Source organism: Thermoflavifilum thermophilum, from assembly GCF_900116565.1.
Lineage (GTDB): Bacteria > Bacteroidota > Bacteroidia > Chitinophagales > Chitinophagaceae > Thermoflavifilum > Thermoflavifilum thermophilum.
Genome location: NZ_FPCJ01000001.1, coordinates 29,551 through 44,107 on the forward strand (window position 1 = coordinate 29,551; position 14,557 = coordinate 44,107).

The window sequence follows — 14,557 nt, forward strand, 5'->3', positions numbered from 1 at the left end:
TAAAAGGTGAATAAAAATTTTAGAATCGGGCATTTACCCCAATCAAAAACTGTCTTGCCGGCGGATTCCGATCATTTTCAGGATCATAGCCCGTCCATTTCGTAAACGTATATAGGTTTACAGTGCTCAAATAGATCCGCAGGCTTTCGATGAATCCTAGTTTTTGCAACAGATGACGATTGAACGTATAACCAAGTTGTATGTTTTTCACACGCATGAAGCTTGCATTTTCAATCCATCTGTCAGAAAATCTTCCCGATCCTGCAGGGTCATTGATGACTGCACGAGGCATGGTCGTAGATGGGTGATCTGGAGTCCATCTGTTCATCACGGTTGCCCATTGATTCGCTCCTTTGCTATCAGACATGGCTTCTCCGGCAGCACGCACTTCGTTATATTTCTTTACGCCCCCTACTCCCTGGAAAAAGGCACTGAAATCAAATCCTTTAAAAGCCATACCAATATTAAATCCGTAGTAAAAGCTGGGAATAGTGGAACCCAAATATGTCCGATCATTATCGTTAATCAAGCTATCCGGACCAGGCTTCTCAAACTTACCAGGTGGAGGATTGCTGTTAATATCCTGAAAATACATATCGCCGGGCTGATAATGATATCCTGCACTTGTATCGGTAAGGCTTTGCCCAATGGTGAGATCGGCATGCGATGCCCGCCATTGCTGAATTTGCTGATAATTCTGGAAAATTCCTGCTACCTTGTATCCATAGATGTATCCAATGGGATAGCCTTCTTGTACTCGCCCACCAGCCGCAAAAATGGGTTCATGATTATACAGAGAAACAACTCTGTTTTTATTTGTGGTGAGATTACCACCTGCATTGAAGGTTACATTCCCAACCTGTTGCTGATAATTGATTGTGAGCTCAATACCTTTGTTACTCACTTTTGCAATATTCAAATCAGTGGGTGCCTGTATGCCTGTGTTGGGTGGGAGGGATACACTTTGGATAATTCCTTTTGTAAGACGATCATAATAGTCGAAGGTGACATTGAACATGCCCTTGAATAATACAGCATCCAATCCAATATTAGTAGTTTGTACTCTTTCCCAGCTCAAGCTGAAGTTGGGAAAATTGGGCAATGCTGCCCCCTGTACCTGCTGGCCAATAGCATCCCCATTTCCGGAACCCAAAGCATAATCAGGCGTCGTGCTGACTTGCGAAAGATAGGCAAAACCCTGAGTGGTTTCCTTATTTCCCAACTGTCCCCATCCACCTCTTAACTTAAGATCATTTAACCAGTCAGGCACTTTCCAGAAATGCTCTTGTGTAACACGCCAGGCCAATGCAAAGGAGGGGAACCAACCCCAGCGATGACCAGGTGCAAATACTGAAGAACCATCGCGTCGCAAAGTAGCATCTACATAATATTTCTCTGCAAACTTATAACTGATTCTGCCCATATAGCCCAGGAGCTGTTGTTGCTGGAGTGGACCTGCCGATCCTGATACCCAGGGGAAGATATTGGCCACAGATCTTTTGTTGGGATCAGAGAACTGAACCTGACCAGTGCTGTTATCTGTCCAGCTCCATTTTTGCCATTGATTCATCCCGTCAAACAACACGTCAAAATAATGCTGGCCTATTTGCTTTGTATATTCAGCCGTAAATTCCTGGATGAGATTAATATTTCTGTTTTGGCGCTGCCCATAACTCCCTTTTGATGTTCCATCATTATTTGAATAAGGATTCCCAGGAGTTTGTGAGAAAATGTAACTGTCGAATGCATTCCACCTTGCCACCAAATTAAAATAATAGTCTACACTGACAGTACCTTTGAATTTCAATCCTTCGATGGGTTGAACCTGGAAATAAGCACTTCCAATTTGCCGGAACAAAGTGTAATCAGCGGAATTAGTAGCTTCTAAACCCAGTGGATTGGAACGGGTAGCCGGTCCCCACAGCAATTTCACCCCTCCATTGTATCCCAGAGAATCAAAGCCATCATCAATAACATACAGCGGAACCGGAGCCAGGTACACCGGCCTGTTACCTGAGATGGGACTTTGTAAATCAGGATTAGGCTTAAATTTCACATCCGCAACGGGTGCATACCCATATCGGTTGCTGGGATCATACAAAGGTTGCCATGGGGGAGCTGTAGATTCGTTCCATAAATCACCATTGGTATTGTTTAAGGCACGCTCAAAACCAATTCGATCTGTAATACCCGCTTCGAATATCTTTGAAATCTTGCTGTTTACTGTCGTGGAAAAAGTATAGCGTTCAAGGTTGGCAGCTTTCAATGTTCCTTCCGTTCGGCTGTAGCCGGCCGAAAAAAAGTAGGTTGTTGAAGAATTGCCTCCCGAAATACTAAGGTTATAATTCTGCAAATCTGCATGATGGTTAAGAATTGCATCTTGCCAATCGTATGTACCATTGTTTCCCAGGTAATCAGGACTATTGGGATCAAAAACACTGGGCAGAGGAGGTGCAAATGGGTTGTTTTTATACGCTTCCGTATATAGATTTACATACTGCTGTGTATTAAGTAGTTTGAGGGTTTTGGCTGCATCCTGAAAACCCTTGTAAGCATTAAAGCTCACTCTGGGTGCACCAGATTCTCCATGTTTAGTGGTAATGAGAATAACTCCATTAGAAGCCCTCACGCCGTATATGGCTGCAGCCGATGCATCTTTCAACACGGAAATAGAAGCAATATCATCCGGATCGATAAGGGTCATGATATCTATAGGACTCCTGATATCTTGAAAGCCTGCGTAGGTACTGCTGGCACCTCCCTCGATCACAGGAATACCGTCAATCACAATGAGCGGATCAGCATACCCAAAAGTGGAAACACCGCGTATGCGAATCGTAGGCCTGTCAAATGGATTTCCGCTTGGCGTTGAAACATACACACCTGCCATTCTTCCCTGCATAGCCAATTCAGGGTTCATGGCTGTGCTTTTCTGTATATCCTTGGAATCAATACTTGAAATTGCACCGGTTAGGTCTTTTTTCTGACGTGAACCGTATCCAATTACAACTACCTCATTTAAATTCTGATTAGTGGGCTCTAAAGAAATATTAATTTCAGAACGCCCATCTACCGGCACCTCCTGCGTTTGATAGCCCACAAAAGATATAACCAGGGTAGCGTTATCTGGTACTACAATTTCATAAATGCCGTTGATATCAGAAATCACACCCTGATTTCCATTTTTCACCTTAATGGTAACGCCAACCAGGGGTTGACCCGTAGCACGATCCGTAATTTTACCCTTCACGTGGATATCTTGGAAAACAGTGTTTATGTCACCAATTACAATCAAATGATCGGGAAGCTCCTTGTAGGACAAATGATAAGGAGACAGCATTTGCCTCAATAATTCAGTAACAGGCAAGTCATTTGCTTGCAGATTTACCTGTGCATCCTCAGGAACTTTCCTGTCGCTATACAGAAAACGATAGCTGCTATTTTTCTCAATAATCGAGAGCGCTTTTTTTAACTTAATATTGTGCAGATCAAGCGTAATCCTTTCCTGAGAATACACGTGATGAGCATTCACCTGCAGACATGCCAGCAACAGGAAAGTACATGTCAGTTTCATGATCAACAGTAAATTAACATCTGGAAAGCATGATGGAATTTTTTTTAGCAAAAAAATTTTTTTCATAACTTTGGTTTGAATGGTGAAATAATGCTTTTCCTCTTCATGAGGTTAGGCGTTATGAAAATTCACATGTGAGGGAGTGTGCTCGCACTCCCTTTTTTCTTTCTATGTACATCTGTTCATGGCTATAACTTTTTATATGTGAACCAATATTTTATGCTTAATAAATAATCACAGAACTATCCTGATCCTGAATCTGAAATCGGAATTTTTCCGCCATTTGTAAAGCTTTCAAGGCCTGTTCCAAGGTTTCATGTTCGAAAATACCCGTGAAATGATATTGCTTAACGCTGTCATCCTTGAATTGAAAATGATACCCATACCAGCGTTCGAATCGCCTGGCCAAATCAGTAAAATTTTCGTCTCTAAACACGAGCTTGCCGTCTATCCAGGCAGTTTCCATTAACGTGCTATCCTGGGGTGAGAAATAATGAATTTCTGTTACCCACAGTTTACTGGAAGTCTTTTCAGCAGGCATGGGTGGCGTTGGCCCAACTGCATGTTCTTGTTTTTGTACAGTTACCCGATCGTTCATTACCACGAGTTTTTCTTTTGGCTTCAAAATAATCCGATCTTCCGGCCGATCTTTTAAAGTAACCAGAATAGCTCCGTTTATCAGTGATGTTTCGTACAAAGGATCATCCGGGTAACATTTCACATTAAACTCTGTGCCCAACACAGTGATATTCATTTTTGCAGTATGGATGATAAAAGTTCGGTCCGGATCATGTTTTACCTTAAAGTACGCCTCGCCCGACAACCATACTTCGCGCGTTTTACCAGTAAACTGCAATGGGTAATAAATTCGCGTGTTTCCATTAAGCCATACTTCAGTACTGTCTGGAAGAATAAGTTTTGATTTGATCCCGGGCTGATCATAGGTTAACTCCCAGTTTCGTGGAGGTTGATTACCTATGTGGTGATGGCTATTCCAGATTTGATATGTGCCAATGGCTAAGCTGATTATGATTAAAATAACGGCTGCCCATCTGATCCATACAATTGGAAACCGATGAATGATTCCCCGTGTGCTGGAATGCTTGTGTAGAATTTTTTTTGTCTTATTCAGTTTTTGCTGTAAACGTGTATAAGCCTGATCTAAGTCCACATTTCTGATATTTTCTGCACGCCAGTATTTGTCCAATAACTCTATTTCATGTTGAATCAATGGATGCCTGCGAATCCAATCGTTTAACTCCTGCAATTCTTCAGGAGTTGCAGACTTAGTTAAATACCTGGATATCAATTCGTTCAACCTGGATTCATCCACAGCCTTATCAATTAAATGTATGTAAATCGATATCTATCCAGCTTTCTTATAAGATAGACACAACAAAGAAAAAAATTCCGGACAGGAGGAGAAAATTTTTATTTCCGGATATTATATTCAGTGATCTGTTCGCGAAGGATTACACGCAATTTTTGAATAGCTCGCTGAAGGTGGGTTTCGACTGTACGTACAGAGATTTGCAGAATTTCTGCTACTTCCTTATATGTCATTTTTTCTTCTCTAATGAGCTTAAATACCAACCGACTCTGTAAGGGAAGCTGATTCATTGCATTCTCTAATGTAGTGTGTAATTGCTTCAGTTCAATTTCTTTCTGTGGATCAGACCGATCAGTTAAGTCGGCAGCTTGCCCGGAATCGTTCACAACATATGAAGATGAACGGGAAGAATGGCGGAAATAATTGAGGCATCGGTTTCTGACAGATATAAATAAATAAGTATCAGGTGATTGTATTTTCTTCAACTTTTCCCGATGTAACCATACATTTACAAATACATCCAACACAATTTCTTCAGCTTCTTCCCGAATGGAGATGTACGAAATGGCAAATCTTAGTAGCCTATCGTAAAAATAATCAAAAATCATGCGATAGGCTTTCTCTCCTTCATCATGGCACATTCGTTGCCACAACGATAAGATATGTACCGGGCAAGCCATGGTAGTGGGTATGGGTTATGGGTTAGGGATATATAAATAATGTAGAACCTTATCCAATCAACTCATTAGGTTCACATTATTAAGCCTAAGTTAAAACATTTTTATAAAATGCAAATTTTATTGACTCAAAAACAAAAAAAGACGAACAAATAAATTTGTTCGTCACCATGGTTTGATACTATGATAACATCACAATTCCTTGATAGCCTGTATCAGCTGTTGCAAGGTTTGTTTGGCGTCACCAAACAACATAGCCGTTTTGGGACGATAAAACAACATATTTTCAATACCCGCATAACCGGGTTTCATGCTGCGCTTGTTGACAATGATGGTGCCTGCTTTTTCCACTTCCAGCACAGGCATCCCATAAATAGGACTTCCGGGATCTTCTTTGGAAGCGGGATTCACCACATCATTGGCGCCCAATACCAGTACGGCATCTGTGGTTTCAAATTCAGTATTGGCTTGTTCCATTTCCAACAATTTTTCGTACGGCACATCGGCTTCGGCAAGCAATACATTCATGTGCCCCGGCATGCGCCCGGCTACCGGATGAATCGCATATTTTACTTCCACGCCTCTTTCTTCCAACAGTTTTTCCAGTTCATGACAGGTGTGTTGTGCTTGTGCAACGGCCAGTCCATAACCGGGTACGATCATCACTTTCTTGGCATAGGCCAGCACAACTGCTGCATCGCTTACTGTAATTTCTTTGTATGACTGTTGTGCTTGTGCCAACTGTCCTGCTTTTGTACCACCAAACGATCCCAGGAGTACATTTTTCAATGAACGATTCATGGCTTTGCACATCAGCACGGTGAGAATAGCACCGGCCGAACCTACCAGAATACCACCGGTGAGCATCACCTGATTATCATATAAAAAACCACCACAAGCTGCTGCAATACCCGTACAAGAGTTCAGCACAGAAATCACCACCGGCATATCAGCCCCTCCAATGGGCATGACAAACAAAATTCCGTACATCAGTGCCAGCAACATGATGAGCCCGAAAACCCAGCCATTGAAAAATGCTTCCTGCGTAAGTAACCCCACAGCAAGCAACAACGTAATTACCAGCACCGAAATATTGAGCACCTGCTGACCCTGAAAACGCCATACCCCAATTTTTCCCGCCAGCTTGCCCAACGCAATCATGCTTCCAGAAAATGAAATGCTTCCAATCACAAGCCCAGCCAGGATAATGAACACGTGCAGCAACAAATTGTTCCCTGCAATCAAAACTGCAGCCACCAACAGCAAAGGATCTGCATGGGTGAGATGTTCAAACTCATTGACCGAAATCAAAGCCGCACACAGTCCGCCCATACCGTTGAACAAACTCACCATCTCCGGCATGGCCGTCATTTTCACTTTGCGCGCCAGTACGGTTCCAATAATACCACCTATAATCAATCCGGAAAAAATCCATCCGTAATTATGCAGACGTGTTCCATCATCGGTTTGATAAAGAAAAATAGTACCCACGATAGCAATGCCCATCCCGGCAGCCGCTACCAGATTGCCCCGGCGAGCTGTACGCGGATGAGAAAGCATTTTCAGGCCGACAATAAATGTAACGGAACCAATCAGATAACACAGGGAAAGTACAGCAAGACCCATAACTTGTTTGGCATTTAATAAAAAAATGATTTACCCATTTCGGTTTTCCTGAAGATCCGGTTTTTTCTTGCGGCTGCGGAACATATCCAGCATGCGATCCGTAACCACAAATCCACCTACCACATTCAAAGTACCCACAATCACGGCCAGAAAACCAATGATGAGAGCAAAATAATTATCCGGACTGGCCTGGCCCATCACAATGATAGCACCAATGATAACCACCCCATGAATCGCATTGGCTCCACTCATCAGCGGAGTATGCAATACAGATGGTACGCGTGAAATGACCTCCACTCCAAGAAATATGGAGAGCACTACGATATAGGCCATTTCCAGATGATCGTGCAAAAATTGCAAAAGACTTCCCATGATCTGCATCTTTATAACTGAACTGAAAGTTTACGCCTGCTGTACGGTTTGCAAGATGCGTGCATCGCGGATTTTACCTTCGTACACTACACATGCCGCCGATACAATATCATCTTCAAAATTGAATTGCAACCTTCCATCCTTGCCGATCAGCAATTGCAGAAAATGCAGCAGGTTGCGACCATACAATTTACTGGCATCAGCAGGAACGGTAGAAGGCAGGTTGGAATTGCCGATGATTGTGACTCCATGATGCACAATGGTTTCGCCGTTGCGTGTCAATTCCGTATTACCACCTGTTGAAGCTGCCAGGTCCACGATTACGGATCCCGCACGCATGCTTTCCACCATCTCACGGGTTACCAGCAAGGGAGCCCGTTTGCCCGGTATTTGAGCCGTAGTAATCACGATATCGGCTTTGGCAATGGTGGCTGCTATTTTTTCTTTCTGCCGTCGCTGGTAATCGGCTGATTGTTCAACGGCATAACCCCCAGCAGCCGAGGGATCCGCGGCTCCTTCCACCTCAATGAATTTGGCTCCCAGGCTCATAACCTCTTCCTTTACGGCCGGGCGGGTATCAAACGCTTCTACCACAGCGCCCAGCCTGCGCGCTGTGGCAATGGCCTGCAATCCAGCCACACCGGCGCCCAACACCAGTACCTTCGCCGGCTGAATACTACCAGCTGCCGTCATCAGCATGGGAAAATAATGCGGATAATGTGCTGCGGCCAGAATGACAGCCTTGTAACCGGCTATATTGGCCTGCGAACTCAATACATCCATGCTCTGAGCCCGGGTGGTGCGTGGAATGGCATCCAGGCTGCATACTGTCATGCCTCTGCTGGCCATTTTTTGGATTTCAGCCGCATGATACAAAGGCTGGTACATGCCAACCCAGATGGTTTTCTCCCGGGCCTGTGCAAGGAGTTCATCGCTTTCAGGGAAATGCATCCTGCATAACATATCTGCATGCAGCCACACTTCTTTCTGATCAGCCACATGCGCCCCCACCGCCTTGTAATCGGCATCCGAAGCATAGGCTCTTTCTCCTGCACCCGATTCAATCCAGACTTCCTGCTTCAGCTGAACTAATTGCTTAACCACATCAGGCAAACAGGATACCCGATTTTCTCCTTCCGGCTCTTTGCAAATTCCAATGACCATGATGGTAAAAAATTACGCAGCAAAATAACAATGAATTCGTCAATCTTTCAGCATGATTTTCATATTTTCTGACATTATTTTTTTCTTTCAACTGTGCGAATTCCACAGCTGAAACAGCCACCCCTCAGCAATAAACGAAAAAAGCGATACTGCGTGCATCATCAACAAACAAGTAGTTGAGAAACTTAATGCCTGAGGATGGTAAAATGCACCAGATAAAACGCGAAGAGCAAAATGGCAAGAATTACGATAATAATGAGAACCAGATAGAGTTGTGTCCGATACGATTTCAGAAAAAACCTGTGCTTTTCCCGAAGTTGTTTTTTGAAATGATGATGTACGTGTTGTAGTGCCAATGAAAACCCGTCGGGATCCTGGATATTGGCCAGTCCATCCACAGCCTCACTGCAGAATGAACAGCTGTTTAAATGCGCTTCAACCCGATATCGTTCTTCAGCAGAAAGTTTGCCACGCACATAATCTATCATTTGTGCCGGACTCAGGCAGTGCGTGGAATCGAATATATGTACAACTGTCTCACTCATTGTTCAGCTGTTTTTGCTTTTTCTCCAGCATGATGCGCAAGTTACGTTTACCATTTTGAATATAGCTTTTAACCTGCATCAAGGTATAACCTGTTATCTCCGCAATTTCCTGATAGGAATGTTTTTCCAGATAAAACAAGCGGATACAGGTTTGCTGTGGCTCGTTCAGCTGCTGAAGGGCTTCTTCCAATTGATTCAGCTGTTCGTTTTTTAGCAGTAACTCCTCATCGTCTTCCGGAGAAACTACCCACTGCGTGTCGTTTTCATCCTGTTTCAACCAATCGGCAGATGATTTTCCACGAAGCTGCATCAAACAATAGTTTTTGGTAACCTGATATAACCATCCTTTAAAATATTGAATTTGTGTATGATCGGCTTCCTGCATCACCTTCATAAAAATCTGCTGGGCAGCGTCACGGGCATCTTCCATATTTTTTAAATATTTTATACAAACACCTAATACCAGATGCATGTATCGTTCGAATAAAATCCCCATCCACTCCGGATTGTGATCGTTCCGATAGCGTTGCAGAATTTCTTCATCGGGAATTGTGTCAGTACGGATTGCCATTACTGGATAAATTTACAAAATTTATATGATAAAAAATCACCTATTTAGCAAACAGGATCTTGTATGCAGGAAAAGAATAGAAGAATTCAGCAATAATTTCCCGAAAAAACATTCAGATACTTCATCAGGAAATAAATGATTTAAAAATACCCAACCGAGTATCAGGAGAATTGCATACATTCCATAAATAAGCAATCATGAATACCCGCATATGGCCGTAACATCCACTCTGCCAATCTTTATCACATGCACAGATCATTAGCAGTTCCTTCGAAAATTACTGTTGTAAATTGCTCATCAGGAAAACTACTATTTCGCCCATGATTCTTTAAAATAATCCGGCATAGAAGGGTGCACCGGATGCCAAAGCAATACCCAGGCAAAGAGGGAGTGCCACTAAAAACACAGAAAGCCCTGCAGAAAGATCATACTTAAGCCACATGATCCGATAATACCGGATGGCTCGCTTCATGATTTTTTATTTTTTTCATCATTAAAAAATGCTCAACACGCAGCGAATAAATCGTGTAATATTTATCATGAATCCTATTTCCCCGCAGCACTATCCTTGACTGCAGGTTTAGATGGAGTTGCAAATTGATGTTTCATTTCCTGCAACTGCTGGATGATATAGGTGGCCGATTGTTCATCCTGTTGTAAATCACCACTAAGTTTGCTTCCGAGTGAAGCATAGTAATTGAGTTGCTGTTCACAATCACGCATCACATCTTGTACAATCTGATTGGCACGTATGGTATCGCCAGCCAGATAATAGGCATAAGCGGTTTGTGTGCTATACAAATCATGAATGTTGCCCGGTGATGTATATCCATACGGAAAGTTTTCGGGTAGAATGTTTTTATCCATGTAATGCAATACCTGAAGGGCGCTGTCTTTTTGCTGGTGCAGGGCCAATGCAATGGCTAATTGAGTAAAGGACGAGCGAATCAATTGCAGTTCACGCCGGTTGGTTTCATCGAAATAGGTACCGGGTGTTTGGGCACCACCAAAAGCAAATTTATGCATGAGGTTATCATACATGAACGGAATATTCACATTCAGATTGCCAAACAAACCCGCGCTGTCTGATTTTTTATAAGGCACCAGTCGGTATGTCAATCCATCAATTTCCAGATAATCATTCAATCCCAAACTCAGATACGGAGAAGTGAAATAAATCGGCCGTTTCCAGTGATTGGCTGCAATGATATTGAGTTCTGCCAGGTCGTTTTTCATCAGCACATTGTTGTTGATGGTAAACTTCACCTGCGGCACAATATAGCTGCTATCTTCTGGGGGAACGGTACCGTTTTGCAACACGGTTTGTTTATCAACAGGAATGTAAAGATGTTTGGTGGGAAGATAATTAATCCATTGTCCATTGTCCATCTGTACCTGATCCTGCTGATTATCGCTTCCGATGAACTGCATGACATCTTCAATGTTGAAATATTTATCATCCGGAATATTTCCGGGGTTGAAATAATACACATAATCGCGTTTATCACCCTGATATTTATCGGGGCTCCAGCTGAAAGGAACCGGATCGCTTTCATTGATTTTTCTGCGCAGATCATCAATAAACCAATCAGTGCCCAGCAAAGTTGTGATGATGATGCGGATATCAGGCCGCACATTTTCTACTTCCTGCGCATACCAGAGCGGGTAGGTATCATTATCGCCACCCGTAAACAAAATGGCATTATGCGCACAGGAGTTGAGATAGTCTTTTGCTATATCACGTGCCAGTGTTTTTTGTGAGCGGTCATGATCGTCCCACTCCTGTGAAGCCATCAGTATGGGAACTCCCAGACATGCTACAGAAAGCAAAGCTGCATATCCGGCTTTAGGTTGTGCATGCTTGCTGATTAAATCATATAAACCAATCACACCCAGTCCAATCCAGATAGCAAATGCATAAAATGAACCCACATACGAATAATCACGTTCGCGAGGTTGAGGAAGTCCTTGATTCAGATAAATTACAATGGCAATGCCTGTAAAGAAAAACAACAGAAAAACCACATAAAATTCATGGCGACTTCTTTTGTACTGATAAATCAATCCGATGATGCCGAGCAATAAAGGCAACATGTACAATTTATTATGCGCTTTGTTATGCTTGAGGCTGTCAGGCATTTTGCTTTGATCGCCCAGGCGCCAGTTGTCAATAAAAGATATGCCTGTAATCCAGTTACCATCGCGGGTATTATCAGGGTATATACCCTGAATATCATTCTGGCGACCCGCATAATTCCAGAGCAAATAACGGAAATACATCCACCATAACTGATCCCGAAAGAAGAAATAAACTGCATCTCCAAAAGTAGGTTTTTCACCTTTGGCCAATCCTAATTCATGCTGATAGAAAGATACATGTCCTTGCGAATTATCATTATCCCAAACACGCGGAAACAAATGTTCATCAGCCGAATTGTAAACTGCTTTCAGCTTTTTACCAACAACTATATATCGGCCGGTAGCGGTATCTTTTTTATACACATTGCCAATGACCTGGGTGCCTATAGGTTGTGCAGTGAAATCAGGACCATAAATGATGGGCCAGGTACCATACTGGCTGCGATCGAGATAAGATACCAGTGTAATAGGATTGGTAACATTCTGCATGTCAACGGGAGGATAGGCATTGGCACGAATCAGAATCACAAAATAGGTGCTGTAGCCAATCAGAATAAAACTCAAACTCAACAAGGCCAGATGCAGGTAATATTTTTTTCTGCGATAGGCATAAATCAAACCAGCTGTGATGCCTGCTGCTATGAGCACAATGCAGGTGATAGAACCCGAATTGAACGGCAATCCCAATCCATTGACAAACAACAAATCAAATGCACCAATCAGTTTTACAGTATCCTGAATCAGCACGATTTGCACAAAACCTGTCAATGCACAGGCAATCAGAAAAGCTACAATCGTCTTTTTGACATTGGGTTTGAACTTGCGGTAATAATAAGTCATCACGACTGCCGGAATAGACAAGATACTCAGCAGATGCACACCAATGGACAGTCCGATGATGTAGGCTATCAGAATAATCCATCGATCAGCATAAGGTTGATCGGCCACTTCTTCCCATTTCAGAATAGCCCAGAAAGCCATGGCGATGAACAGCGGAGAAACACCAAATACAATAGATTCAACAGCCGAAAACCAGAATGAATCAGAAAATGTAAAAGCCAGTGCCCCTACCACGCCTGCACCCAAAATCAATATCTTTTTGCCTTCGGTAAGTTCTTCCCCTCTTTTTTCCACCATGCGGCGGGCCAGATGGGTAATGGTCCAGAACAGAAACATGATGGTAAGTCCACTGCTAATGGAAGCCAGGGCATTCATGTGATAAGCCGCATTCTGGGGAGTACTGTGCAGCAAAATGATGAATAACCGGCCCAGCAAAATAAACAAAGGTGCTCCGGGCGGATGGGAAATTTCCAGTTTATATGCACTGGGAACAAATTCACCGCAATCCCAGAAACTCACCGTGGCTTCGCGTGTCATCAGATATACGGTACAGGCAATGATACAAACGATCCAGCCGGTGATCAGATTGGCTTTTCTGAAATCAATCTTCATGTGTATGCATATTTTTATCTTTCATGGAATGATCTCTGTGTATGGATGAATCCCTGCCTGCAGGCCGGGATGATCTGGTTGTGTTTATTATTGTCCGGTAAAATTGTTTTGTTTTCTACATTCTGTTTTCATCTCTCTCATCTGTTGATTAACAAGTTTTTAAAATCTGGGATGCAGAATCCCAGCATGTTTGAAGATAAAGATCAGGGTTCAAAAATAATTTTTATTGATTGATAAAATAAATTTTTTTGCATGCCACCGGGAGGGCGATGGCTATCGGGTCTGGTACGTACACTTTGCAAACCCAGTAATCCGGCTGCATTTCCTCTGTTGATAGCAATTTCCAGATAGCCTCCTGCATTGAAGAACGCCAGCTTTTCGCCTGGTCGTACATCGGCATATTGTTCGTGGATTTCCGTGATATATTCATCGTGCCTGAAGCAGATTTTAAATTTCCTTCCTTTCCGATGAGCCTCAAACTGTTCACGGGTGAGGTTCACAATTACATTTTCATAATGATCAATAAAAATAATCTGGGCTTCAATCCATTCATCATGCAAACGAGGCTGATAGCTTTCCAGGACAGTTACATGAGGCAGAGGCTCACCAATTTCGTTGATTGCATGTCCATTCAGCAAATGCCGGATAGCTTTTGCGAAGAGTTGTATCACATCAAAAAGTTGCAGGCTGGGATGGTGGTGGTTTAATTCCAGGATTTGCTGCGGTTGCTGATCCAGAATCATAGGCAAAAGGCCATTGTCAGCACCACAGAAATATTGTCCTTCATGAAAAGCCATGATGTAACGGGGATATCTTTGGTAAAAAAGATCCACCAGCAACACATGAAAAGTTTCCGGCGGAAAATGTTTCCATGCATTTTTTACCACATAGGCCGCCTGTAATAAATTCAAAGGTTCAATCTGATGGGTGATATCCACCAGCTGGCAATCCGGGAATTGCGGCAGCAGGCATCCCTTGATACCCGCCACCAGATAATCCTGCATACCCATGTCGGAAGTGAGCGTGATGATGTTCATGGACTCGTGCACCATATTGTGTGATGCGCAAAAGTAAGCAAAGGCAACGGCTCACGGGCAGATAAATTGC

General features: G+C 43.0%; 11 protein-coding genes. All 11 read right to left on the reverse strand.

The window, feature by feature from the left end; genetic code table 11:
- Nucleotides 1-19 precede the first annotated feature (19 nt).
- Nucleotides 20-3,574 (reverse strand): TonB-dependent receptor, encoded by a 3,555-nt coding sequence (locus BM367_RS00120; protein ID WP_177224042.1) that lies wholly within the window; start codon nt 3,572-3,574, stop codon nt 20-22.
- A 223-nt stretch (nt 3,575-3,797) separates the two neighbouring features.
- Nucleotides 3,798-4,907: a FecR family protein gene (locus BM367_RS00125; RefSeq protein ID WP_092456015.1), complete on the reverse strand. Its 1,110-nt coding sequence runs from the start codon at nt 4,905-4,907 to the stop codon at nt 3,798-3,800.
- Nucleotides 4,908-5,005: 98 nt separating this feature from the next.
- Nucleotides 5,006-5,584 (reverse strand): RNA polymerase sigma-70 factor, encoded by a 579-nt coding sequence (locus tag BM367_RS00130; RefSeq protein ID WP_092456018.1) that lies wholly within the window; start codon nt 5,582-5,584, stop codon nt 5,006-5,008.
- A gap of 189 nt (nt 5,585-5,773) precedes the next feature.
- Entirely contained in the window at nt 5,774-7,207 is a 1,434-nt protein-coding gene (locus BM367_RS00135) for an NAD(P)(+) transhydrogenase (Re/Si-specific) subunit beta (protein WP_092456021.1), read from the reverse strand.
- 30 nt (nt 7,208-7,237) lie between these two features.
- Nucleotides 7,238-7,579 carry an NAD(P) transhydrogenase subunit alpha part 2 gene (locus BM367_RS00140; protein WP_092460824.1) on the reverse strand — a complete coding sequence of 114 codons (342 nt, stop codon included), beginning with the start codon at nt 7,577-7,579 and terminating at the stop codon, nt 7,238-7,240.
- A gap of 30 nt (nt 7,580-7,609) precedes the next feature.
- A complete protein-coding gene (locus tag BM367_RS00145; protein WP_092456024.1) occupies nt 7,610-8,743 on the reverse strand; it encodes a Re/Si-specific NAD(P)(+) transhydrogenase subunit alpha in 1,134 nt (377 codons plus the stop codon).
- A 185-nt stretch (nt 8,744-8,928) separates the two neighbouring features.
- Nucleotides 8,929-9,288 carry an anti-sigma factor family protein gene (locus BM367_RS00150; RefSeq protein WP_092456028.1) on the reverse strand — a complete coding sequence of 120 codons (360 nt, stop codon included), beginning with the start codon at nt 9,286-9,288 and terminating at the stop codon, nt 8,929-8,931.
- On the reverse strand, nt 9,281-9,859 hold the full coding sequence (locus tag BM367_RS00155) for an RNA polymerase sigma factor (RefSeq protein WP_092456031.1): 579 nt from the start codon (nt 9,857-9,859) through the stop codon (nt 9,281-9,283). Before BM367_RS00155 ends, BM367_RS00150 begins: the two co-directional genes overlap by 8 nt.
- A gap of 328 nt (nt 9,860-10,187) precedes the next feature.
- Nucleotides 10,188-10,331, reverse strand: a complete 144-nt coding sequence (locus tag BM367_RS12130) for a hypothetical protein (RefSeq protein ID WP_177224037.1) — start codon at nt 10,329-10,331, stop codon at nt 10,188-10,190.
- 74 nt (nt 10,332-10,405) lie between these two features.
- Complete coding sequence (locus tag BM367_RS00160) at nt 10,406-13,450, reverse strand: DUF2723 domain-containing protein (protein WP_092456034.1); 3,045 nt, start codon at nt 13,448-13,450, stop codon at nt 10,406-10,408.
- 203 nt (nt 13,451-13,653) lie between these two features.
- Complete coding sequence (locus tag BM367_RS00170; protein ID WP_092460826.1) at nt 13,654-14,487, reverse strand: SAM hydrolase/SAM-dependent halogenase family protein; 834 nt, start codon at nt 14,485-14,487, stop codon at nt 13,654-13,656.
- Between the last annotated feature and the right edge of the window lie 70 nt (nt 14,488-14,557).

Coding starts and splice junctions, on each gene's coding strand:
- BM367_RS00120 (WP_177224042.1), bottom strand. CDS start 3,574: ATGAAACTGACATGTACTTTCCTGTTGCTGGCATGTCTGCAGGTGAAT.
- BM367_RS00130 (WP_092456018.1), bottom strand. CDS start 5,584: ATGGCTTGCCCGGTACATATCTTATCGTTGTGGCAACGAATGTGCCAT.
- BM367_RS00135 (WP_092456021.1), bottom strand. CDS start 7,207: ATGGGTCTTGCTGTACTTTCCCTGTGTTATCTGATTGGTTCCGTTACA.
- BM367_RS00140 (WP_092460824.1), bottom strand. CDS start 7,579: ATGGGAAGTCTTTTGCAATTTTTGCACGATCATCTGGAAATGGCCTAT.
- BM367_RS00145 (WP_092456024.1), bottom strand. CDS start 8,743: ATGGTCATTGGAATTTGCAAAGAGCCGGAAGGAGAAAATCGGGTATCC.
- BM367_RS00150 (WP_092456028.1), bottom strand. CDS start 9,288: ATGAGTGAGACAGTTGTACATATATTCGATTCCACGCACTGCCTGAGT.
- BM367_RS00155 (WP_092456031.1), bottom strand. CDS start 9,859: ATGGCAATCCGTACTGACACAATTCCCGATGAAGAAATTCTGCAACGC.
- BM367_RS12130 (WP_177224037.1), bottom strand. CDS start 10,331: ATGAAGCGAGCCATCCGGTATTATCGGATCATGTGGCTTAAGTATGAT.
- BM367_RS00160 (WP_092456034.1), bottom strand. CDS start 13,450: ATGAAGATTGATTTCAGAAAAGCCAATCTGATCACCGGCTGGATCGTT.
- BM367_RS00170 (WP_092460826.1), bottom strand. CDS start 14,487: ATGAACATCATCACGCTCACTTCCGACATGGGTATGCAGGATTATCTG.